Genomic DNA, 21,303 nt, shown 5'->3' with positions numbered 1-21,303 from the left:
GTGACGTCCAACTTCCTGTCGGGGCGTACCGCGATCGTCGGCATCGGCGCGACGGAGTTCTCCAAGGACTCCGGCCGCAGCGAGCTGCAGTTGGCCGTCGAGGCCGTATCGGCCGCCCTGGCCGACGCGGGCCTGAGCCCCGCCGACGTCGACGGCATGACGACCTTCACCATGGAGACCAACCCGGAGAACATGGTCGCCCGCAGCCTGGGCATCCCCGAGCTGAAGTTCTTCTCCCGGATCCCCTACGGCGGTGGCGGCGCCTGTGCCCCCGTCCAGCAGGCCGCCATGGCCGTCGCGAGCGGCGTCGCCGACGTCGTCGTGGCCTACCGCGCCTTCAACGAGCGCTCCGGCGTCCGCTTCGGGCAGGGGCCGCCGCCGGCGAAGACCCAGGCCACCTCGGACAACGAGTACCGCTCCTGGGTCAACCCGTACGGCCTGCTCACCCCGGCCCAGCACACCGCGATGTTCGCCCGTCGCTACATGCACGAGTACGGCGCGACCAGCGAGGACTACGGCCGGGTCGCCGTGCTCGCCCGCAAGCACGCCGCGAACAACCCCAGGGCGTGGTTCCACGGCAAGCCGCTCACCCTCGAGGAGCACCAGGCCTCCCGCTGGATCGCCGAGCCGCTGCACCTGTTCGACTGCTGCCAGGAGACCGACGGCGGCCAGGCGATGGTCGTCGTCAGCGCCGAGCGCGCCAAGGACCTGCCCGCCACCCCGGCCTACATCGTCGGCGCGGCCCAGGGTCTGGGGCCGGACCAGTACCAGATGGTCAGCTACTACCGCGAGGACCTGACCCGGATCCCCGAGGTCGAGCTCTGCGCCCGACAGTTGTGGGCCCAGTCGGGCCTCGGGCCCGCCGACATGGACGCGGCGATCCTCTACGACCACTTCACCCCGTACGTGCTCCACCAGCTCGAGGAGTACGGCTTCTGCGGTCGCGGTGAGGCCAGGCACTTCATCGCCGACGGCAACCTCGAGGTCACCGGGTCGCTGCCGACCAACACCCACGGTGGCCAGATCGGTGAGGCCTACCTGCACGGCACGAACGGCGTCGCGGAGGGCGTCCGCCTCGTCCGGGGGACCTCGACCAACCAGCCCGACGGCGTACGCAACGTCCTCGTGACGGCCGGCGTCGGGGTCCCGACCAGCGCACTGATCCTCTCCGCGGAGGGCTGACCCGCGGGCGGCCGGCACCCACACACCCCGAAGACATCGCATCGACCCACCGATCCCACCGATCCCGCCGGGCAGCCGTCGGGGGACAACACCACCTCTCGATCGGCCGGAGCGATTCGGCTCGTGTTTGGAAGGATGAGAATGGGCGTCAAGAACAAGACCAGGCGACGCGTGGTCGCGCTGATCGCCATCGGGGCCCTCGCCGTGGCCGGCTGCAGCTCACCGGAGAGCTCCGGCACCAACGGCGCTGGCCAGGGCGAGATCGACACCTCGGCCGTGCTCAAGTTCGCGTCGGCGGGTCCGCTGCGCGACCTCGACCCGGCCGCCCAGACGAGCTACGGCGCCTGGGGCTACCTGTTCCTCGTCTGGGACCGGCTGACCATGCTCGACAAGGACGACAAGATCGTCCCGGGCCTGGCCAAGGAGTGGAACTTCGTCGAGGACGGCAGCGTCCTCGAGCTCAAGCTGCGTGACGACGTGAAGTTCCACGACGGCACGGCGTTCGACGCCGAGGCCGTCAAGGTCAACATCGAGCGCGGCAAGACCCTCGCGACCTCGACCCTCAAGGGCGACCTCGCCGACATCGAGTCGGTCGAGGTCGTCGACAAGACGACCGTGCGCCTCAAGCTGGTCAAGGGCAAGGGTGTCCAGCTTCCCGCGTCCTTCACGGGCACGGCCGGCATGATGGTCAGCCCGAAGGCCATCACCGACGGCGTCGACATCAAGAACAAGCCCGGCAACGCCGGCTCCGGCCCGTACATCGCCACCGAGCTCGTGCCCCAGGAGAAGCTCGTCCTCAAGCGGGCCGACAGCTACTGGGACCCGAACGTCGGACGCCTCGGCGGCATCGAGCTGCAGCGCGTGCCCGACGCCGCGGCCCGCCTCAACGGTCTGCAGAGCGGCCAGGTCGACCTGGCCCCGCTCAGCTCGGCCGGTGAGATCGCCACGGTCGAGAAGATCGTCACCACGGGCAGCGGCCTGCAGCAGCACCAGGTCAAGTTCAAGAACCTCGTGGGCGTCTACATGCGCGCCAACAAGGGCGCCGTCGCCAAGCCCGAGGTCCGCCAGGCGATCGCCCACGCGGTCGACCCGGCGGCGATCAGCGCACTCTTCAGCGGCTACTGCACGCCGACGCGCCAGCTCGTCGGCGAGACGGACCCGAGCCGCATCCCGAACTACACCTACCCGTACGAGTTCAGCGTCGACAAGGCCAAGGCCCTGGTGCAGCAGGCCGGTGGCGCCAAGGTGTCCATCACCTTCGCCGCGGGCACGAACGCCGAGCAGCCGGCGAACGTGGTGCAGGCGTCGCTGAAGGCCGTCGGCATCGACGCGACGCTCAACCCCGTGCCCAACACCGAGAACGAGCCGCGCTTCATCGCCGGCGACTTCGAGATGATGGTCGCCACGTCGTGGAGCCCGAAGGCCGACCCGGCGGCGACGGTGAACACCTACCTGCTGAACACCTACAAGCTCGCCGCGGACCCCTCGCTCGTCGCGGCCAAGGCAGCCGAGGCCGGCAACCCCGCGTTGTCGATGGACAAGCGCGCCCCGCTGTACCAGGACATCTGGAAGACGACGCTCGAACAGGCCTGGTACGTGCCGCTGTGCAACCAGACCAACGCGACCGTCGCGAAGGAGAACGTCGTCGGCTTCGACAACATCCCGATGTCGAACATCGGCATCTGGGACCTGCGCAACATCGCGGTCAAGAAGTGACCGTCCGCTCCTGACCACCCGGTGGTGTCGCCGCCGGACCCACCCGCTGTGGGGGCCGGCGGCGACACCTCACCGGCCCCGCCCGGCCCCAGGCCGCGCGACCGGCCAGTCCCAGGCACCACGCCCAGAGTCGAGGTAGGACATGCTCCGCTACGCCGGCAGGCGACTACTCGCGGCAATACCCCTGCTGTTCGTCGTCCCGCTGCTCGTGTTCGTCCTGATCGAGTTCGCCCCAGGGGACCCGGCCGCCGTCCTCGCCGGTGACGAACCGACCCCGGAACGCGTCGAGGCGATCCGCGAGGAACTCAACCTCAACGATCCGGTCCTTCTGCGATACCTCATGTGGATCGGCGACGTCGTCCGCGGCGACCTCGGCACGTCCTTCCTCTCGGACCAGACCGTGACCGAGCTGCTGACCCGGCGGATGGCCACGACGATGTCGCTGGTGCTCGTCGCGATGATCTTCGCCGTCGTGCTCGGGACCATCCTGGCGCTCGTGGCCACGCTGCGCTCCGGCGGCATCGTCGACCGGGTCGTCAACTGGTTCGCCTCGATCTCGATCGCCATCCCGGGCTTCTGGTTCGGCCTGGTGCTCGCCTCGGTCTTCGCGGTGGGGCTGCAGATGTTTCCGGCCTTCGGCTACCAACCGCTCTCCGCCGGTTTCTGGCCGTGGCTCTCGCACCTCATCCTGCCGGGCATCGCCCTCGGTCTGCTCCCCGCCGCCGAGGTGACCCTGCAACTGCGCTCGGCGCTCGGGCAGGTCATGAAGACCGACTACATCCTCAACGCCGAGGCCAAGGGGCTGTCGCGCGCCAGCGTCGTGTTCAAGCACTCCCTGAAGAACGCGTGCATCCCCGTCATCACCGTCCTCGGCTTCCGCGTCGCGGAGGTCCTCGCCGGGTCGGTGACCATCGAGATGATCTACAACATGCCGGGTCTCGGGCGCACCGCCGTCGAGGCCGTACAGGGGCGTGACGTGCCGGTGCTGCTCGGCTTCGTCCTCTTCAGCACCACGATCGTCGTGCTCGTCAACCTCATCGTCGACATCTCCTACGGCTACTTCAACCCGAAGGTGCGGTCATGAGCACGAATCGGCCCCCCGCGTCCCCGGTGCCGGGGAGCGAATCACCCGACGTCGGCGTGCCCGGCGACGGCCTCACCGAGACCGTCCTCACCGAGGTGCCCACGGCGGCCACCGGTACGGGTGCCCCGGAGCCGGTCGCCGCCCCCGGCATCCTCGGGAGCATCGTGCGTCGCCCCGCGACGATCGTGGCCGGCGTCTTCCTGCTCGTACTGACCCTCATCGCGATCTTCGCCCCGGCCCTGGCGCCGTACGACCCCGACGTGCAGGACCTGTTGCAGCGGCTCAAGCCGCCGAATGCCGAACACTGGCTGGGGACCGACGACTACGGCCGGGACGTGCTGAGCCGGCTCATCTTCGGGGCGCGGGTCTCGCTCTGGGCGGCGCTGCAGGCTTCGGCCGTCGCGCTCGTGCTCGGCCTGCCCTTCGGGATGATCGCGGGCTACCGCGGCGGTTGGGTCGACACGATCCTCACCCGCATCATGGACGCGCTGATGAGCGCTCCGTCGCTCGTGCTGGCCATCACCATCGTCGCGGTCCTCGGCTCCGGCATCACCAACGCGATGCTCGCCATCGGCCTGGTCATGGCACCGCGCTTCTTCCGGGTGGCCCGCGCCGGCACGATGGACGTGCGGCACGAGACCTACATCGAGGCCTCGATCGCCCTGGGCTGCAGCACCCTGCGCACGGCGGTGCGGCACGTGCTGCCCAACGTGCTGCCGCCGATCATCCTCGTCATCTCGGTGTCGTTGGGCAGCGCCGTCGCGGCCGAGGCGAGCCTGAGCTTCCTCGGGCTGGGCGTCACGGCCCCCACGGCCAGTTGGGGCTCGATGCTCTCGACGGCCTCCTCGAACATGCGCCTCGCGCCGTACCTCGTCTGGCCGCCCGGCGTGATGATCTTCCTCGCCGTCCTCGCCTTCACCTACGTCGGTGACGGTGTCCGTCGCGCCCTCGTGCGCACCCGGTCGGGCAACTGACCGGCCCGGCCCCCACCAGGAGCTGACATGGCACATGAAACGGCACCCGGCGTGATCGCCGGCACCAGGACCGACGCCGCCACCGGCCCGGCGGCGGACCTGCTGCGCGTGGAGAACCTCACCGTCGAGTTCCCCGCACCCTCCGGTGGGTGGCAGACGACCGTCCAGGACGTCTCGTTCTCCCTCAAGCCGGGAGCGTCGGTGGCTCTCGTCGGCGAGTCCGGGTCGGGCAAGACGGTGACCTCGGTCGCGGTGATGGGTCTGACCGAGGCGACCGGCGGGCGGATCGCCTCGGGCCGGATCGTCTTCGACGGCACGGACCTCACCGCGGGCACCCGGAAGCAGTGGCGGAACCTGCGTGGCCCCGGCATGGGCATGATCTTCCAGCAGCCGATCCGCAGCCTGAACCCGGCCTTTACGGTCGGGGACCAGATCGCGGAGTCGGTGCGCAAGCACCTGGGCATGAACCGCAAACAGGCCCGGGCCCGCGCCGTCGAGATGCTGGAGCTGGTGCAGATCCCGCGGGCGGCGCAGCGGGTCGACGAGTACCCGCACGCGTTCTCCGGCGGCATGTGCCAGCGCGTCATGATCGCGATGGTCATGGCGTGCAACCCGCGCCTGCTCATCGCCGACGAGCCGACGACGGCGCTCGACGTGACGGTGCAGGAGCGGATCCTCGAGCTCTTGCGCGACCTGCAGGAGCAGACCGGCGTGGCGCTGCTGTTCGTCAGCCACGACCTCGCCGTGGTGGCCGAGCTGTGCCAGCAGGTCGTGGTCATGTACGCCGGCGAGGTGGCCGAGAACGCGCCCTCGGAGCAGATCTTCTTCCACCCGCGGCACCCCTACACCTCCGGCCTGATCGGGTCGATCCCGAGGCCGGGTCTGAGCACCGGCCGGCGGCTGCGCTCGATTCCCGGTGGCATCCCGGCCCCGGGTGCCTGGCCGCACGGCTGCCGGTTCAGCAGCCGGTGCGAGTTCGTCCAGCCGGGCCGGTGCGACGTGGCCCACCCGGGCCTGGTCCGGGTCGACGGCGCCGCCGGGCACGACGCGCGGTGCGTACGCGTCGCGGAGCTCTCTCTGGATGGAGTGACGGTCTGATGAGCCTGCTCGAGGTCGACGGTCTCACGAAGTCGTTCAGCTCCGGCCGGGACTGGCTCGGCCGGCGTACGAAGTGGTCGCACGCGGTCAAGGGGGTGAGCTTCACCCTGGAGCGCGGTGAGTGCCTCGCGGTCGTCGGTGAGTCCGGCGCGGGCAAGTCGACGGTCGGGCGCATGGTGCTGCGCCTCATCGAGCCGGACTCCGGGTCGGTGACCTTCGACGGGATCGACGTGCTGGCCACGAAGCGGATGCGCGAGCTGCGTCAGCGGATGCAGATGATCTTCCAGGACCCGTACAGCTCCCTCGACCCGCGGATGACGATCAAGGACGCGGTCGCCGAGCCGATCCTCGTGCACACCGACAAGGACCGGGTCACGCGTGAGCGGGAGGCTGTCGAGCTGCTCGACAGGGTCGGCATCGGCTCGCGCTACCTGGAGCGCTACCCGGCCGAGCTGTCCGGCGGGCAGCTGCAGCGGGTCGCGATCGCCCGGGCGCTGACGATGAAGCCGAGCCTGATCGTGTGCGACGAGCCGGTCGCGGCGCTGGACGTGTCGGTGCGGGCGCAGGTGCTCAACCTGCTCCGGGACCTGCAGGAGGAGCTGGGTCTGGCGTACCTGTTCGTCTGCCACGACCTGGCTCTCGTCGAGGTCATCGCCGACCGGGTCATGGTGATGGCCTCCGGTGAGGTCGTGGAGACCGACACCACGGAGCGGATCTTCGCCAACCCGCGGCACGAGTACACACAGAAGCTGCTCGCGGCGATCCCCGTGCCGCTGCCGCGCGACACGCAGGGCAACCGGCTCGTCGCGCCGGGAAAGGTGGGCTGAGCGGTGACCGACGCGACGGGACCGACCCGGACGCAGCTGCTCGCGCGGTTCGCGACGACGACCCGCGACGAGGACATTCCCGAGTCGGTGCGCGACTACGGAAGGCTCGTCTTTCTCGACTCGCTCGTCTGTGGGCTGGCGGCGGTGCGGTTGCGGCGCAGCCGCATGGTCCAGCGGGTCGCCGCCCGCTTCGGCGGCCCGGCCGAGGCGACGGTGTTCGGGCTGGGGCAGCGGGTCGCGGCGATCAACGCCGCGCACGCCAACGCGGACATGATGAACGCGTTGGACGCGGACGACACCTTCTTCAACTCGGCGCACTTCGCGGTGTTCGGGGTCGCGGCCGGACTGGCCGAGGCCGAGCGGCTGCACGCCGACGGGGCGAGCCTGTTGCGCGCGAGCATCCTCGCCTTCGAGATCAACGCGCGGCTGAACCTGTCGACCTCGCTGATGGCCTTCTCCGACGGGCAGTTCCGCTGGTCGCCGCTGTCGTCGCACGGGTACGCCTCGATGGGCACCGCCGCGGCGTGCGCCGTCGTCGGCGGCTGGGAGCCGGAGCGCCTGACCCACGCGCTCGGCCTGGTCGCCTGGCTGGCCCCGCCGGCGAAGAACTCCTACATGGCCGAGCGGCGCTCGTTCAACGCGTTCAAGTACGGCCCGTACGGCGCGATCGCGCACGCCGGGATGCTCGGCGCGGCGCTCGCCGAGGAGGGCTACACCGGCGACCTGGACGTGCTGGACCGCACCCCGGGCTTCATCGAGGCGATGGGCTTCCTCGGCGGTGAGCGGCACGAGATGGTCGCCGGCCTGGGGTCGACGTGGTGGATCAGCGAGACGTCGCTCAAGCCGTACCCGACGTGCCGCTTCACCCACGCCGCGCTCGACGCGATCCGCGCGTTCCCGAGTACCCACGGGGTGCCGGTGTCGCAGATCGAGTCCATGGAGATCCGGCTGAGCCCGGCGGCCTACCGGACGTTGCAGTTCCGGGAGCCGGCCCCGCAGATCCCGGACACGCTCGTCGCGCCGCTGGACGGTGCCTTCAACATGCCGTACGCCGCGGCGCTGGCGTTGCTCGGGCACGCGCCGGGTCCGCAGTGGTACGACCCGCAGCGGCTGACGGACCCCGAGGTGTGGGACCTGGCGCGCCGGATCACGACGGCGCCCGACCCGGTGCTCGACGCCGAGTGGGAGGCCGACCTCAGGGAGCATCCGGGCGGTCAGATCCGCCGGACGCGCGGCGCGCTGACGATCCGGGCCGGCGGCCGGGAGTACGTCGTCGAGTCGGACTTCGCCCAGGGCGACCCGTGGGACTCCGCGACGCGGGCGGACTGGGACTTCGTGACCGGCAAGCTGGCCACGTTCTGCGACGGGATCCTCGACGCGGGCACGCAGGAGCAGCTCGTCGAGGTGGTCCGGGGCATCGAGGACGTCGCCGACGTCGCCGAGACGCTGTCACCGTTGCTGGCCCGGGCGCGATGAGCCGGGGAAAGCGGATCGGTGCGGAGACGAGGTCGTTCGCCTCGTACGGCCGGTCGTGGCTGATCGTCATCCGTGGGCCGCGCGGGATGGCGTTCGACCGGTTCCTGGTCCGCAGGACCGGGTTCTCGCTCGTGTCGTTGCAGTACGCGCTGGCGGGCCGGTTCCCGTACAACCCCACGCTGCTGCTGACGACGGTGGGCCGCCGGTCCGGGCAGCTGCGCGACGCGGCGTTGCCGTACGTGCCGCACGGGACGGACCTGGTGGTCGTCGGCTCCAAGGGCGGCGGCCCCAAGGACCCGGCCTGGGTGGTGAACGCGCGGCACCACGACCTCTGCTGGATCGTCCTGCGGCGCAGGACGATCGCGGTGCGGGCGCGGGTGACCGACGGGGAGCGCGACCCGGAGCTGTTCGCGCACGTCGTGGCGCAGAAGCCGAACGTGGGGCGCTACGCCGAACGGGCCGCGGGCTTCGGGCGGCAGATCCCGCTCGTCGTCCTGTCCGCCGTGTCGGGGGAGTCGCTCACCTGACGCCTCGTCTGTGAGCAGGATCCGCCATGGTGTCCGTCGCGGAGGATCCACACGTGGGACGCTGTCGAGCTGATGTCGTAGACGATTCACCGGCGTGGTGGGCGGCCGGTCCGGCTCGGCGGCCACCACCGCCCCACGCGGCGCGGATCACCCGTTCCAGGCTGCATGACGAGGCACCACAACGAGGAGCTGCTTCCCGCGGCCCCGCTCAGCCGATCGCGAGGACGATCCGCCCGACGAAGTCGGAGGCCTCCAGCCGGTCGTGCGCGGCCGCGGCCCGCTCGAGCGGGTACGTGGCGGCGACCGCGGGGACGGCGGCGACGGCCGAGAGAGTGAGAGCCTCGCGCAGTTGGCGGGCCACCGCCTCGGGCCCGGGCCGGCCGATGCCGCGCAGCGTCCAGCCCTTGACCATGAGTCGACCCAGGTGCAGGTGGGCGTGGCTGTCGGCGGTGACGCCGCAGGTGACCAGTCGCCCGCCGGGGGCGAGGACCTTGAGCACGTCGGACCACAGGGTGCCGCCGACCGACTCGACTATGACGTCGGCCTCGCCGCCGGGCAGGGCGGCACGCAGGGACTCGACGACGTCGGGGCGGTAGTGGTCCACGACGTCGAGGGCGCCGAGAGCGCGTACGGCGTCGGCCTTCGCCGGGGCGCTGGTGCCGACGACGCGCGCGCCCAGGTGGTGGGCGTACTGGGCGGCGAAGGTGCCGACGGCGCCCGCGGCGGCGACGACGAGGACCCGGTCACCGGGGCGCACCCCGGCGAGGTTGACGACCGCGTCGTAGGCGGTGCGTCCGGCGGTGGGCACCGCCGCGGCGTGGACGGCGTCGAGCGCGGCCGGCCGCGGGAAGCAGTGCGTGGCCGGGACGACGGCGAGTTCGGCGTGGGTGCCGCTGGTCAGCCCGACGACGGCGTCGCCGGGAGCGAGACCGGTGACGCCGGGACCGGTCCCCACCACGGTGCCGGCGACGTCCCGGCCGAGGATCGCCGGCCCGGCGACCGCCATCCCGTGGGTGCCGCGACGGATGTACGTGTCGACCCGGTCCAGGCTCGCCGCCTGGACCCGCACGAGCACCTGACCGGGGCCGAGCGTCGGGGCGTCGAGCTGGCCGAGCCGCAGGCTGTCGGGGGAGCCGGAGTCGACGACGTAGCTGGCGAGCACGGGGTTCCTCTCAGGGCAGGGCGAGGGTGGCGGAGGCGATGACGTGGTCGCCGAGGCTGTTGGTGCCGCGGACGTCGACGGTGACGTGCGTTCCCCCGGTGGCCCCGGGCGCCGGCTTCACGCCGGTGACGACACCGTCGAGGGTGAAGGTGTCGCCGGGGTGGTTCTGCGCGGCGAGGCGGGTGCGGAAGTCGACGACGCGGGCCTCCGGCCCGGCCCAGTCGGTGAGGTAGCAGTTGACCAGCGCGCTCGAGCCGAGGATGTTCATGTAGACGTCGCGGGCACCTCGCTCGAGGGCCGCGTCGCGGTCGAGGTGCACGTCGTTGAAGTCGAAGGTCGCGGTCGCCAGCGCCGCGATGGACAGCTGGGTGACGGGGATCGGCCAGGGGGCGAGGCGTTGCCCGGTGCGCACCTCGGCCCCGGTGCGGGTGCTCGTTCCGCGTTCGGGCCGCGGGGCGGTGAGGACCGGCAGGAGCTGGCCGTCGCGGGTGCGTCGGTGGGCCACGACGACCGGCATGCCGTCGTGCACGAGGTCGGGGCGCAGGTCCACGACGTCTGCGGTGAGGCGGGTCCCGTCGGTGAGCTCGGCGGTGCCGACGAGGTAGGGGCGCTCGTCGAGGGGGGCGGCGGCGTAGCCGGGTTGCAGGTGCGCGGTCAGGGTGCCGGTGGTGCCGGCGGGCGGCAGGTCGGTCGGGGCGGCACCGACCGGGCGCACCGGCCGGGCCAGGCGGTCCCCGGGCGTCGCCGGGACCTCGGCCCGGGTCGCCGGGTTCCAGCGGAGCATCCGCAGGACGACGCGTCCGACCGGCTCGCCGTCGAGGGTGCGGTAGTCGCTGACGAGGTCGACGAAGTGGCCCCGGCCGAGGCGGGTGGACTTCTCCGGGGAGACCGCGCCGATGGAGGGGAACTGTTCGAGGTGGTCGCCGGGGCGCAGCGGGCGTACGTAGGTGTGCTCCGTCTGCACCGCGGCCACCGAGGTGAAGCCACGCTCGGCGAGGACCTCGTTGACCCGGTCGAGGCTCTCGACGTGGCGGTGGCTGCGCCGGTTGCCCGGCAGGGTCCACATGTTCAGCGAGGTCGCGGGGGCCACGATGCCGCCCCAGGCGGAGCGGGCGGCCCACTGCGGGTCCTGGTAGGCGGGGTTCTCGTCGCCGACGGCGTCGCACCAGATGCGGATTGCCGCCTCGGTGACCGCGTCCTTGGCCCGGCGCGGCGGGTCGGTGAGGCCGATCAGGGCGTCGAGCCGGGCGCGGAAGTCCGCGTCGCTGGCGGTCATGGGGGCTCCTTCGCGGGCACTTATGTCAACCAAGCGCTTGCTTGACGGTAGTGCTGGTGCGGCCCTAGGGTCAAGCGTCAGCGGCCGAGCGCGGCGGCGACGCCGGCCCGATCGCGCTCCACCAGCGCCCACCCGTGGAGAGGGCCGAGATGATCCCGAGCACCCCGGAGACCGCCACCCGCGCCTTCTTCTCGTTCCCGAAGGTGACCGACCCCGCGCGCCATCGCGACTACAACGCGTGGCATCAGCTCGACCACCGCCCCGAGAACCTCGCCCTGCCCGGCGTCGTCCACGGCGACCGCTGGGTGCGTACCCCCGCGTGCGAGCGGCTCGGCAGCTACCCCGACCCCGCCCTCGCCGGCAGCCAGTACCTGGCGATGTACTGGTTCGCCGAGCCGGCCGCGGACTCGATCGGCGAGTGGAAGGACCTCGGCGACCGGGCGATCCACCAGGGCCGGCGTCCGGAGCTGGCCTGGACCGAACGGCCGATGACCCGGATGTTCCGTCCCGTCCGGGGCTACGTGGCGCCCCGGGCCCTCGTCACCCTCGCCGCGCTGCCCTTCCGACCCCACCGCGGGGTGTACGTCGAGGTGAACCGGGTCGAGACCTCCCCGCACCCCGACGTGGCCGACCTGTCCCGGTTCGAGCACGAGACCCAGGTGCCCGACCTGCTCGCGCGCGACGGTGTCGCGGGCGTGTGGACCTTCCGCAGCGCCCCGAGCCGCAGCAACCCCGACGGACCGGTCACGCGGATCCGCCTCACCTACCTCGAGGCCGACCCGGTCGAGTTCGCGCGGGACCTGGCCGCGGATCCGCTGCCGGCCCCGCCCGCAACGCTCGCCAGCACGGCCACCCCGCTGCTCACCGGGCCCCTGGCCACCATCACCCCCTGGGAGTGGGACTGGTTCGACGAGCCCGCCGCGACGGAGCGCGGGGCGGGGTCATGAGCGCGGCTCCCGGCGTGACCGGCCTGCGCGAGCGCTACGGGCCCTGGGCCCTGGTCGTCGGCGGCTCCGAGGGGGTCGGCGCCGCGTTCGCCGAGCAGCTGGCCCGGGCCGGCCTCGGCGTCGTGCTCGTCGCCCGCAAGCCTGAGGCCCTCGAGGAGGTCGCCGACCGGGTGCGGGCCCACGGGGCCCCGTGCCGCGTGCTCGCACTGGACCTGCTCGACGCGGACGCGACCGCCCGGATCGTCGAGGCCGTCGCCGACCTCGACCTCGGCCTGCTCGTCCTCAACGCCGGCGCGAACACCTACCGCAGCCGCTTCGTCGAGGCGGACCTCGCCCGCGTCCAGGCCGTCATCGATCTCAACGTCACCCGCCCGCTCGAACTTTGCCGGGAGCTCGGTGCCCGGCTCGCCGCACGCGGCCGTGGCGGCATTCTCGTCGTCGGCTCCTCGGCCGGCTACCTCGGCCACGCCGACATCGGCGTCTACGCCGCGGCCAAGGCCTTCGCCCGGATCTTCACCGAGGGCCTGTGGCTCGAACTCGGGCAGGTCGGCGTCGACGTGCTGCACCTCGTGCTCGGGCTCACGGCCACCCCGGCCATGCAGCGGGCCGGCCTCGACCTGACCAAAGCGGCCGACCCGGCCGACGTCGCCGCCCAGGGGCTGGCAGCCCTGGGTGCCGGCCCGGTACACGTCGTGCGCCAGCAGGCCGAGGTCGCCGCGCGGCGCTCCGGCCTGGACCGGGCCGCCCTCGTCGCCGGCAACCACGGCGGGATGCGCGCGATGCTCGGCGGGTCGCGCCCCGGCCCGAGCTGACGGCACTGTCCGGTGGCTAGGTACCCGGGCCGTCGGGCGGCCACGGGCGGCTGGCCGGGTCGGACCCGTCGCGGGCTCCCCGCAGCGAGGCCTCGGGGAGCGGCCACTGTCCGGCGAGGTCGTCGACCCGCTGCCACTCCGAGACGGTGAGACGTTCCCGTACCCGCCACTCACCCGCGCGCCGGGTGACGAGGTCGACGTAGCGGAACCCGCTGACGATGTTGCCGTGCGGCGGCTCCGACGCGCTGCGCTGGAACGCGATGCCGTACGTCTCGGCCCGGGCCCGGTCCGGGTCGGTCGGGTCGAGCTCGACCAGGACGTTCGTCAGGTAGTGCATCGTCATGGTGCGCCGCGCCACGAGCGCGAAGACCACGTCCAGCGTCGTGTCCCGGTCGGCCACGGTGCCGCCGAGGGTGATCCGGGCGTCCGGGTGGAAGGCGCTCGCGGCGAGGTCCCGGTCCATCCGGTCGACCCCGCGCGCGTAGCGCAGCAGGGCCCGCTCGATGGCCCGCTCGGCGAGCAGCACCTCCAGCCCGACCGCGTCGGAGGCCCTGGTCGCCGCGTCCCCTTCGCCACCGGGGCCCGAAGTCGACGGGGACCGGGGCTGTTCAGACACCGAAGCCGCCGTCGACGTCGAGCTTCTGCCCGGTGACGAAGTCGGCCCGGTCGCTGGCCAGGAAGCAGGCGGCCTCGGCGATGTCGAGCGCGTCGCCGAACCGCCGCAGCGGGGTCGAGGACCGGGCGACGGCCAGGGCGCGTTCGTCGAGGTCTCCCGAGGCGATGAGCCGCTCGGCCATCCCGTCGGTGAGCATGCCCGGCCCGACGCAGTTGAACCGGATGCCGAAGCGGCCCTCCTCGTTGGCGAAGGCCCGCACGAGCGCCTCGACCGCCGCCTTCGGTGCGGCGGAGAGGCCGTCGCGGGTGGGGTAGCGCGCCGTCGCCGCGGTCGTGATGGCCACGACGTTGCCGTGGCTTTCCCGCAGGGCCGGCAGGCAGGCCGAGACCAGCGTGAAGAAGGCGGTCGTGTCGTTGGCCACCTGCGCGGCGAACTGCGCGGGCCGCACCGTCGACAGGTGCCGCATGGGCACGTGCGGCCCGGCCGCGTGCACGATCGTGTGCAGCGGACCGTGGCTTCCGGTGAGCTCGGTCACGAGCGCGGCGGTGGCCTCGGCGTCGGTGAGGTCGAGATGGTGCGCCGAGTGCGTGCCGGACGCGACGGGCGGCAGTTCGTCGAGCACCTGCCGGGCCGCCTCGGCGTTGCTGCGGTAGGTGATCGCCACCGCCGACCCCCGGCGGGCCAGCTCGAGGGCGACGACCCGGCCGATGCCGCCGCTGCCCCCGGTGACGAGCGCGACACCGGTGCGGTGGGCGAAGTCGGCGGGCACGGGCAGCGCCGCCGCGGGCGTGGTCGGGGGGGACTGGTCGGTCACGGCGAACTCCTTCAAGGGGCGGTGGGTCGGCAGTAGCAGGAGGGGCCGGGGCGGTCACGTCGCGGGCAGGGGGGCGGTGCCCCCGCGCCGCAACCACACGATCACCGTGATCGCCGTCGCGAGGCACGCGGCGGCGTACAGCAGGAAGGCGGTCGCGGAGCCGAACCACGTGCTCAGCCCGCCGAGCAGGAGGGCACCGAACGGCATGCCGCCCCAGCCGAGGAAGTAGAGGCTCATCGCCCGGCCGCGCTGCGCGTCGTCGACGACCCGCTGGACGACCGTCTGCAGGATCACCATGGCGCCGATGCTGAACGAGCCGCACAGCAGCGCGGCCCCCGCGAGCACGGGAACTGTCGTCGCCGCCCCGAGCAGCGCGGTGCTCACGGCGAGCAGGCCGAGGGTGGCCGCGGCGTGCCACACGGTGGCGACGCGCCCGGAGAGCCGGGCCACGACGAGGACCCCGAGGAACGAGCCCAGCCCGGTCAGGGCCACGAGCATGGGGAAGACCGTCTCCGGATGGTCCGAGGTCGAGGTCGCCCGGACGGCGAGCTGGGTCGTGAAGGTGCACCCGAAGAAGGCGTTGACCCCTACGATGACCAGGCAGAGCGCGGCCGGGGGCCGCTCCCGGGCGTGCCGGATGCCGGCGCGGACCTGCGCGGCCAGGCCCTCGCGGACCACCGGGGTGACCGGCGGGACGCGACGGGTGCGCACCGCGACCGCGGCGGCGACCGCGGCGAGGCTGAGCGTCGCGTACATCACGAACGTGCCCAGCGGTCCCCAGGCCACGAGGATCAGCCCGGCGACCGCGGGGCCGATCGAGCGGGCGAGGTTGAGCCCGGCGGCCTGGATCGGGACGGCGTTGCCGAGCGCCTCGGCCGGGACGGTGTTGGCCACGAGTGCCTGGGTCACCGGGGACAGGAAGCTGATCCCGGTGCCGGCGAGGAAGGCGAGCACGAGCAGCACGGGCAGGTCGACGACCCTGGCCGCGACCGTCGCCGCGCAGATCCCGGCCAGGGCGCTCGTCGCCAGGAGCACGCCGATCTGCAGCCGTCGCCGGTCGAAGGCGTCGGCCAGCACCCCGGCCGGGATGGAGAAGAGCGTGAACGGCACGAGCAGGCAGAAGAAGAGCGCGCCCATCGTCGCCGGGGTGCCGTCGACCTCGGTGAGCACCGACTGGAAGGCGATGTTGCAGCCCCAGTAGCCGGCCTGGGACAGCACCAGGGTCAGGAGTACGAAGCGGAAGTCTCGGAATCGCAGGGCCGAGAACATCGTCACGTGGTCCGCCGTCCTTCTGTCGTTTCGCGGACCCTACCAAGCGCTTGCTTGCATAGCTAGCGTCGGGTGTGGTTTTCTGGCCGCACCACGAGTGAAAGGGCGTGTCGTGAGCGGCTTCTGCGTAGGACGAACGGTGATCGTGACCGGTGCGGGACAGGGGCTGGGCCGGGTGCACGCCCTCGAGTACGCCCGGCAGGGCGCCGACGTCGTCGTCAACGACGTCGAGAGCAGCCGGGAGGCGGCCCAGGCCGTCGTCGACGAGATCCGCGCAGCGGGCGGTCGCGCGGTCGTCAGCGCCGGCGACGTCAGCGACTGGGCCTACGGTGAGCGCCTCGTGCGCGAGACCGTCGAGACCTTCGGCGGGCTGCACACCCTCGTCAACAACGCCGGCATCAACCGCGACCGGATGCTGGTCAACATGAGCGAGCAGGAGTGGGACCTCGTCCTGCGGGTCGACCTCAAGGGCCACTTCGTCCCGATGCGCCACGCCGCCGTGTACTGGCGGGACGAGGCCAAGGCCGGCCGACAGGTCGCCGCGCGCGTCGTCAACACGTCTTCCGGCGCGGGGCTCATGGGCAGCGTCGGGCAGGGCAACTACGGCGCCGCCAAGGCCGGGATCGCCGCCCTGACCCGGATCGCGGCCGTCGAGTGGGCCCGCTACGGCATCGTCGTCAACGCGATCGCCCCCTCGGCCCGTACGCCGATGACCGAGGCCGTCTTCGCCGAGGCGATGGCCGCCCCCGAGACGGGCTTCGACGCGATGGACCCGGCCAACGTCTCCCCCCTCGTGGTCTGGCTCGGGTCCGACGCCGCGCAGGCCGTCACCGGAGCCGTCTTCGAGGTCGCCGGCGGCGAGGTCTCGCTCGCCGACGGCTGGCGCCACGGGCCAACCGCCACCAGGGGCGAGCGGTGGAAGCCGGAGGAACTCACCGACGCGATCGCCGACCTCATCGCCCGCGCCGAGCCGCCGACCCCCGTCTACGGCGCCTGACATGGGTACGGACGCGGCGCAGGCCACCGGCGCGCCGGTGAGCGACGAGCAGTTCCGGGCCGAGATCCGCGGCTGGCTCCACGAGGCCCTCAGCGGGCCGTTCGCCGGGGCCGTCGGCACCGGCGGCGAGGGACGCGAGCACGAGGCGCACGAGCTGCGCCGCGAGTGGGAGCGCCACCTGGGCCGGGCCGGCTGGATCGGCCTCGGCTGGCCCAGCGAGTACGGCGGTCGCCCCGCCACCCTGGCCCAGCAGGTCATCTACCACGAGGAGTACGCCCGCGCGGCCGCCCCCGGCCGGCTCGGGCACATGTCCGAGCAACTGCTCGGCCCGACCCTGCTCGCCTTCGGCACGCCGGAGCAGAAGGCGCGGTTCCTGCCCGGCATCACCAGCGGCGAGGACATCTGGTGCCAGGGCTACTCCGAGCCCGACGCCGGCTCGGACCTCGCCGGGGTGCGTACCCGCGCCGAGCGCCGGGGCGACAGCTACGTCATCACCGGGCAGAAGGTGTGGACCTCGCTCGCGCACCTGGCCGACTGGTGCTTCGTGCTGTGCCGCACCGACCCCGGCTCGACCCGGCACGCGGGCCTGTCCTACCTGCTCGTGCCGATGCACCAGCCCGGCATCACGGTGCGCCCGATCACCCAGCTGACCGGCACGAGCGAGTTCAACGAGGTCTTCTTCGACGGGGCCGTCGCCGCCGTCGAGCACCGCGTCGGCGCCGAGGGCGAGGGCTGGAAGGTCGCCATGGGCACCCTGGGCTTCGAGCGCGGCGTGTCCACCCTCGGCCAGCAGATCGGTTTCCGTCGGCGCCTCGACGCCGTCATCGCCCGGGCCCACGAGAACGGCGCCTGGCAGGAGCCGGCGCTGCGTGACCGCCTCGTCGAGGCGTACATCGGGCTCGAGGTGATGCGGCACTCGGCGGTGCGGCTGCTCGCGTCCGCGGGTGCGGGGCTGTCCGGCCTGGAGGCGTCGATCTCCAAGCTCCAGTGGGCCACGTGGAACCGTTCGCTCGGCGAGCTCGCGGTCGACGTCGAGGGGGCCGGGGCGCTGCTCACCGGGCCCGGGTACGAGCTGGACGACGCCCAGACCCACTTCCTCTTCAGCCGCGCCAACACGATCTACGGCGGCTCCAACGAGATCCAGCGCAACATCATCGCCGAGCGCCTGCTCGGTCTGCCCCGATGAGGTGAGGACGATGACCCACGCGAGCGCCGACCCCCAGCCGGTGGCCGGGACGTTGCGTCCCGAGGCGGCCGAGGAGGTGGCCCAGATCCGCGCCTCCATCGTCGAGGTGCTCGACGAGCAGGCCGACCTGCGCCGCACCCACGAGCTCATGGTCGGGGCGCAGGGCCACGACCCGCGGCTGCACGAGCTGCTCACGGCTGAGCTGGGCCTGCTCGGCCTCGTCGTGCCGGAGCACCTCGGCGGGCTCGGCCTCGACGTGTCCGCCGCGACCGCCGTCATCGAGGAGCTCGGGGCCCGGCTCGTGCCCGGCGCGCTCGCGACGAGCCTCGCCGCGGTCCTCGCCGCCCGCGCCCTCGGCCCGAGCGCCGAGCCCCTGCTGGCGCGCGTCGTGGACGAGCAGCTCACCCTCGCCAGTGCCCTCGCCGAGGACGGCGCGGGCTGGGACCTCGAGCGGACCGCCACCCGGGCCACCGGCACCGGGGACGAGTGGGCGCTGACCGGGACCAAGACCCTCGTCGCCGGAGTCGAGGCCGCCCGCGTCGTCCTGGTCACCGCCCGGGACGCCGGCGGTGGGCTCGGCGTCTACGCCGTGGACCCGACCGACGCCGGGGTGGACGTGCGGACGCACATGACGCTCGACCAGACCCGGCGACTGAGCACGGTGCACCTCCGCGAGGCCGCCGCCACCCGGGTCGACGCCCCCGGCGGCGAGGGCCCCCGGGTGCTGCTCGACCACGTGCGCGCCATGCTCGCGCTGGAGTCGGCCGCCGCCGCCCGCGCCTGCCTCGACCGCACCGTCGAGTACCTCAAGGTCCGCGAGCAGTTCGGCCGCCCGATCGGTTCGTTCCAGGCCCTCAAGCACCGCTGCGCCGACCTCGCCGTCGCGGTCGCCGGGGCGCGGGCCACGGCCGACCACCTCGTCACGACGCTGCGCACCGGGTCCGCCACCCGCTCGCACGACGCGGCACTGGCCAAGCTCGTGTGTACCGACACGCTGATGGCCGTCGCCGCCGAGGCGATCCAGCTGCACGGCGGCATCGGGTTCACCTTCGAGCACGACGCGCACCTGTTCTTCAAGCGCGGCAAGTCGGCCCAGCTGCTGGCCGGCTCCCCGGCGACGGTCCGCGCCGAGGTGGCAGCGCTCGCCGGTCTCTGAGCCGGCAGGCGACAGCGCACGACAGCGGGGGCGCACCGACCGGTGCGGCCCCCGCTGTCGTACGTGCCCGGCTTGGGCTCAGCCGAGCGGACCGGTGCCGGGCGGCTGGGCGGCCAGGTGCCGCGACGGGATCTCACCGCCCCCGGCGACGACGATCTCCGTGCCGGTGACGTAGCCGGCCAGCGGCGAGGCGAGCAACAGGCAGGCCGCGGCGACGTCGGCCGGGGTGGCCATCCGCCGCATGGGGATCGTCCGGGCCACGCGGTCCTGTCCCGCCTCGTCGCCGTAGTAGAGGTGCGACAGTTCGGTCCGCACGAGGCCCACCGTCACCTGGTTGACCCGCACGGCCGGCGCGAAGTCGAGCCCGAGGCACCGGGTCAGCATCGTCAGGCCCGCCTTGGCCGCGGCGTACGCGGCGGTGTCCGGGGCCGGGTTGGCCCCGGCGACCGAGCCGATGTTGATGATCGTCCCGCTGCCCTGACGCTGCATGACCTCGTTGGCCTGCTGGGCGACGTAGAACGGAGCGAGCAGGTTGAGCGTGACGATCGCCGAGACGAAGCGGGGGGAGACCGTCGCGGTGTCGGCGTTCGGCGCGCCACCGGCGTTGTTGACCAGGATGTCGAGCCGGCCGAACCGGTCCACCGCCGCGGCGACGAGGGCCTTGGCCTGCTCCGGGTCGCGCACGTCCGACCGGACGAAGACGGGCGTGCGTCCGTCGACCTCGGGCAGTTGCTCGGGCTCGCTGCGGCCGCACACGAGCACCCGTGCCCCGGCCCTGAGGAAGGTACGGGTGATCTCGGCGCCGATGCCACGGGTGCCGCCGGTGACGATGGCGACCTGGTCGGTCAGGTCGACGCCGTCGGGCGTGGCGGGGGACTGGGTCATCCGAGCCTCTCGATGATCGTCACGTTGGCCTGGCCGCCGCCCTCACACATCGTCTGCAGGCCGTAGCGGCCACCGGTGCGCTCGAGCTCGTGCAGCAGGGTGGTCATGAGCCGGGCGCCGGTGGCGCCGAGGGGGTGGCCCAGGGCGATCGCGCCGCCGTTGACGTTGACCCGCTCCGGGTCGGCCCCCGTCTCCCTGATCCAGGCGAGCACGACCGAGGCGAACGCCTCGTTGACCTCGAACAGGTCGATGTCCTCGATCGACAGCCCGGTGCGCCCGAGGGCGTGGGCGGTGGCCGGGATCGGGGCGGTGAGCATCCACACCGGGTCGTCGGCGCGTACCGACAGGTGGTGGATCCGGGCGCGCGGGGTCACCCCGTGCTCGGCCACGGCCCGCTCGCTCATGACGAGCAGGGCAGCCGCGCCGTCGCAGATCTGGCTCGCCGCGGCGGCGGTGACCCGGCCGCCCGGGGTGAGCGGATTGAGACCGGCCATCTTCTCCAGGCTCGTGTCGGCGCGTGGACAGGTGTCGGTGTCGACGTCGCCGACGGCGCGGATCTCGCGGGTGAAGCGACCCTCGGCGATGGCCCGCAGGGCCCGCTCGTGGCTGCGCAGGGCGAAGCGTTCCATGTCCTCCCGGCTGATGTCCCACTTCTCGGCGATCATCTCGGCCGAGCGGAACTGCGAGATCTCCTCGTCGCCGTAGCGTTCGCGCCAGCCTTTGGACCCGGAGAAGGGGTCGTCGAAGCCGTACTGCTGGCCGGTGAGCATCGCGGCCGAGATGGGGATGGCGCTCATGTTCTGCACGCCTCCGGCCACGACGACGTCGTTGACCCCGGCCATGACGGCCTGGGCCGCGAAGTGCACCGCCTGCTGGCTCGAGCCGCACTGCCGGTCGACGGTGACCCCGGGTACGTGCTGCGGGAGGCCGCCGGCGAGCCAGGCGGTGCGGGCGATGTCACCGGCCTGCGAACCGATGGTGTCGACGCAGCCGAACACGACGTCCTCGACGGCGTCGGGGTCGATCCCCGAGGAGCTCATGAGGCTGGTGAGCGCGGCGGCGCCCAGGTCAGCGGAGTGGATGCCCGCGAGCGCGCCGCCGCGTCGCGTGACGGGGGTGCGGACGGCGTCCACGATGTATGCCTCTGCCACCGGGGTCCCTTCCTGCGGATTCCTCGCCGGTCGGTGCCGGACGTCGGATCGGTTGAGTCTGCGTGGCTCGCTGACGGCGTGGCCGGCGTCGCCGCAGCTAGTCTAGCAAGCGCTTGGTTGGTAGTCTGTGGTCCGCGCCAGACAAGTG

At 72.8% G+C, this 21,303-nt stretch carries 20 protein-coding genes; 13 read left to right on the top strand and 7 right to left on the bottom strand.

Annotation, left to right across the window (positions count from 1 at the left end; translation table 11 throughout):
* The 8 genes from OG989_RS26955 (at position 1) to OG989_RS26920 (ending at position 8,884) form a co-directional block, all read left to right on the top strand.
* Complete coding sequence (locus OG989_RS26955) at positions 1–1,182, top strand: lipid-transfer protein (RefSeq protein WP_151455108.1); 1,182 nt, start codon at positions 1–3, stop codon at positions 1,180–1,182.
* A 141-nt stretch (positions 1,183–1,323) separates the two neighbouring features.
* Positions 1,324–2,898 (top strand): ABC transporter substrate-binding protein, encoded by a 1,575-nt coding sequence (locus OG989_RS26950; protein WP_151455107.1) that lies wholly within the window; start codon positions 1,324–1,326, stop codon positions 2,896–2,898.
* A 142-nt stretch (positions 2,899–3,040) separates the two neighbouring features.
* Complete coding sequence (locus tag OG989_RS26945; protein ID WP_151455106.1) at positions 3,041–3,982, top strand: ABC transporter permease; 942 nt, start codon at positions 3,041–3,043, stop codon at positions 3,980–3,982.
* Complete coding sequence (locus OG989_RS26940) at positions 3,979–4,956, top strand: ABC transporter permease (protein WP_151455105.1); 978 nt, start codon at positions 3,979–3,981, stop codon at positions 4,954–4,956. The genes OG989_RS26945 and OG989_RS26940 overlap by 4 nt, the downstream gene beginning before the upstream one ends.
* Before the next feature lie 27 nt (positions 4,957–4,983).
* Entirely contained in the window at positions 4,984–6,054 is a 1,071-nt protein-coding gene (locus tag OG989_RS26935; RefSeq protein ID WP_327028867.1) for an ABC transporter ATP-binding protein, read from the top strand.
* Positions 6,054–6,881, top strand: a complete 828-nt coding sequence (locus OG989_RS26930; protein WP_151455103.1) for an ATP-binding cassette domain-containing protein — start codon at positions 6,054–6,056, stop codon at positions 6,879–6,881. The genes OG989_RS26935 and OG989_RS26930 overlap by 1 nt, the downstream gene beginning before the upstream one ends.
* Positions 6,882–6,884: 3 nt before the next feature.
* On the top strand, positions 6,885–8,357 hold the full coding sequence (locus OG989_RS26925; RefSeq protein WP_151455102.1) for an MmgE/PrpD family protein: 1,473 nt from the start codon (positions 6,885–6,887) through the stop codon (positions 8,355–8,357).
* Positions 8,354–8,884: a nitroreductase/quinone reductase family protein gene (locus OG989_RS26920; protein WP_151455101.1), complete on the top strand. Its 531-nt coding sequence runs from the start codon at positions 8,354–8,356 to the stop codon at positions 8,882–8,884. Before OG989_RS26925 ends, OG989_RS26920 begins: the two co-directional genes overlap by 4 nt.
* Positions 8,885–9,092: 208 nt before the next feature.
* Here the strand turns inward: OG989_RS26920 and OG989_RS26915 are convergent, their stop codons facing one another.
* Together OG989_RS26915 and OG989_RS26910 are read right to left on the bottom strand one after the other, a co-directional pair.
* On the bottom strand, positions 9,093–10,046 hold the full coding sequence (locus OG989_RS26915; RefSeq protein WP_327028866.1) for a quinone oxidoreductase family protein: 954 nt from the start codon (positions 10,044–10,046) through the stop codon (positions 9,093–9,095).
* Positions 10,047–10,056: 10 nt separating this feature from the next.
* Positions 10,057–11,322: an FAS1-like dehydratase domain-containing protein gene (locus tag OG989_RS26910; protein WP_327028865.1), complete on the bottom strand. Its 1,266-nt coding sequence runs from the start codon at positions 11,320–11,322 to the stop codon at positions 10,057–10,059.
* A 134-nt stretch (positions 11,323–11,456) separates the two neighbouring features.
* On the opposite strand from OG989_RS26910, the gene OG989_RS26905 reads away from it, so the two are divergent.
* Together OG989_RS26905 and OG989_RS26900 are read left to right on the top strand one after the other, a co-directional pair.
* A complete protein-coding gene (locus tag OG989_RS26905; RefSeq protein WP_327028864.1) occupies positions 11,457–12,269 on the top strand; it encodes a hypothetical protein in 813 nt (270 codons plus the stop codon).
* On the top strand, positions 12,266–13,081 hold the full coding sequence (locus OG989_RS26900; RefSeq protein WP_327028863.1) for an SDR family NAD(P)-dependent oxidoreductase: 816 nt from the start codon (positions 12,266–12,268) through the stop codon (positions 13,079–13,081). The genes OG989_RS26905 and OG989_RS26900 overlap by 4 nt, the downstream gene beginning before the upstream one ends.
* Positions 13,082–13,097: 16 nt before the next feature.
* On the opposite strand, the gene OG989_RS26895 is transcribed toward OG989_RS26900, so the two are convergent.
* The 3 genes from OG989_RS26895 to OG989_RS26885 are packed head-to-tail and all read right to left on the bottom strand — an operon-like array spanning position 13,098 to position 15,780.
* Positions 13,098–13,697: a nuclear transport factor 2 family protein gene (locus tag OG989_RS26895; RefSeq protein WP_327028862.1), complete on the bottom strand. Its 600-nt coding sequence runs from the start codon at positions 13,695–13,697 to the stop codon at positions 13,098–13,100.
* The gene (locus OG989_RS26890) at positions 13,690–14,511 is read right to left on the bottom strand and encodes an SDR family NAD(P)-dependent oxidoreductase (RefSeq protein ID WP_327028861.1); all 822 of its coding nucleotides are present in this window, start codon (positions 14,509–14,511) and stop codon (positions 13,690–13,692) included. The genes OG989_RS26895 and OG989_RS26890 overlap by 8 nt, the downstream gene beginning before the upstream one ends.
* Before the next feature lie 54 nt (positions 14,512–14,565).
* Positions 14,566–15,780 (bottom strand): MFS transporter, encoded by a 1,215-nt coding sequence (locus OG989_RS26885; RefSeq protein ID WP_327031242.1) that lies wholly within the window; start codon positions 15,778–15,780, stop codon positions 14,566–14,568.
* A gap of 97 nt (positions 15,781–15,877) precedes the next feature.
* Between OG989_RS26885 and OG989_RS26880 the strand changes: the two genes are divergently transcribed.
* The 3 genes from OG989_RS26880 to OG989_RS26870 are packed head-to-tail and all read left to right on the top strand — an operon-like array spanning position 15,878 to position 19,119.
* On the top strand, positions 15,878–16,777 hold the full coding sequence (locus OG989_RS26880) for an SDR family oxidoreductase (protein WP_327028860.1): 900 nt from the start codon (positions 15,878–15,880) through the stop codon (positions 16,775–16,777).
* Positions 16,778–16,814: 37 nt separating this feature from the next.
* Positions 16,815–17,963 (top strand): acyl-CoA dehydrogenase family protein, encoded by a 1,149-nt coding sequence (locus OG989_RS26875; protein WP_225852178.1) that lies wholly within the window; start codon positions 16,815–16,817, stop codon positions 17,961–17,963.
* A gap of 10 nt (positions 17,964–17,973) precedes the next feature.
* Positions 17,974–19,119 carry an acyl-CoA dehydrogenase family protein gene (locus tag OG989_RS26870; RefSeq protein WP_327028859.1) on the top strand — a complete coding sequence of 382 codons (1,146 nt, stop codon included), beginning with the start codon at positions 17,974–17,976 and terminating at the stop codon, positions 19,117–19,119.
* Positions 19,120–19,197: 78 nt separating this feature from the next.
* Here OG989_RS26870 and OG989_RS26865 read toward each other — a convergent pair whose 3' ends face one another.
* Together OG989_RS26865 and OG989_RS26860 are read right to left on the bottom strand one after the other, a co-directional pair.
* Complete coding sequence (locus tag OG989_RS26865) at positions 19,198–20,004, bottom strand: SDR family oxidoreductase (protein WP_151454506.1); 807 nt, start codon at positions 20,002–20,004, stop codon at positions 19,198–19,200.
* Positions 20,001–21,155 (bottom strand): acetyl-CoA C-acetyltransferase, encoded by a 1,155-nt coding sequence (locus OG989_RS26860; protein WP_151454507.1) that lies wholly within the window; start codon positions 21,153–21,155, stop codon positions 20,001–20,003. Before OG989_RS26860 ends, OG989_RS26865 begins: the two co-directional genes overlap by 4 nt.
* Positions 21,156–21,303: the final 148 nt, after the last annotated feature.

The sequence above is a fragment of the Micromonospora sp. NBC_01740 genome, from assembly GCF_035920365.1.
Classification (GTDB): domain Bacteria; phylum Actinomycetota; class Actinomycetes; order Mycobacteriales; family Micromonosporaceae; genus Micromonospora; species Micromonospora reichwaldensis.
The sequence above is the reverse complement of the archived record's forward strand: the minus strand, read 5'-3'. Positions and strand labels throughout refer to the sequence as shown.

Coding starts and splice junctions, on each gene's coding strand:
- OG989_RS26950 (WP_151455107.1), top strand. CDS start 1,324: ATGGGCGTCAAGAACAAGACCAGGCGACGCGTGGTCGCGCTGATCGCC.
- OG989_RS26945 (WP_151455106.1), top strand. CDS start 3,041: ATGCTCCGCTACGCCGGCAGGCGACTACTCGCGGCAATACCCCTGCTG.
- OG989_RS26940 (WP_151455105.1), top strand. CDS start 3,979: ATGAGCACGAATCGGCCCCCCGCGTCCCCGGTGCCGGGGAGCGAATCA.
- OG989_RS26935 (WP_327028867.1), top strand. CDS start 4,984: ATGGCACATGAAACGGCACCCGGCGTGATCGCCGGCACCAGGACCGAC.
- OG989_RS26930 (WP_151455103.1), top strand. CDS start 6,054: ATGAGCCTGCTCGAGGTCGACGGTCTCACGAAGTCGTTCAGCTCCGGC.
- OG989_RS26920 (WP_151455101.1), top strand. CDS start 8,354: ATGAGCCGGGGAAAGCGGATCGGTGCGGAGACGAGGTCGTTCGCCTCG.
- OG989_RS26910 (WP_327028865.1), bottom strand. CDS start 11,322: ATGACCGCCAGCGACGCGGACTTCCGCGCCCGGCTCGACGCCCTGATC.
- OG989_RS26900 (WP_327028863.1), top strand. CDS start 12,266: ATGAGCGCGGCTCCCGGCGTGACCGGCCTGCGCGAGCGCTACGGGCCC.
- OG989_RS26885 (WP_327031242.1), bottom strand. CDS start 15,780: ATGTTCTCGGCCCTGCGATTCCGAGACTTCCGCTTCGTACTCCTGACC.
- OG989_RS26870 (WP_327028859.1), top strand. CDS start 17,974: ATGACCCACGCGAGCGCCGACCCCCAGCCGGTGGCCGGGACGTTGCGT.
- OG989_RS26865 (WP_151454506.1), bottom strand. CDS start 20,004: ATGACCCAGTCCCCCGCCACGCCCGACGGCGTCGACCTGACCGACCAG.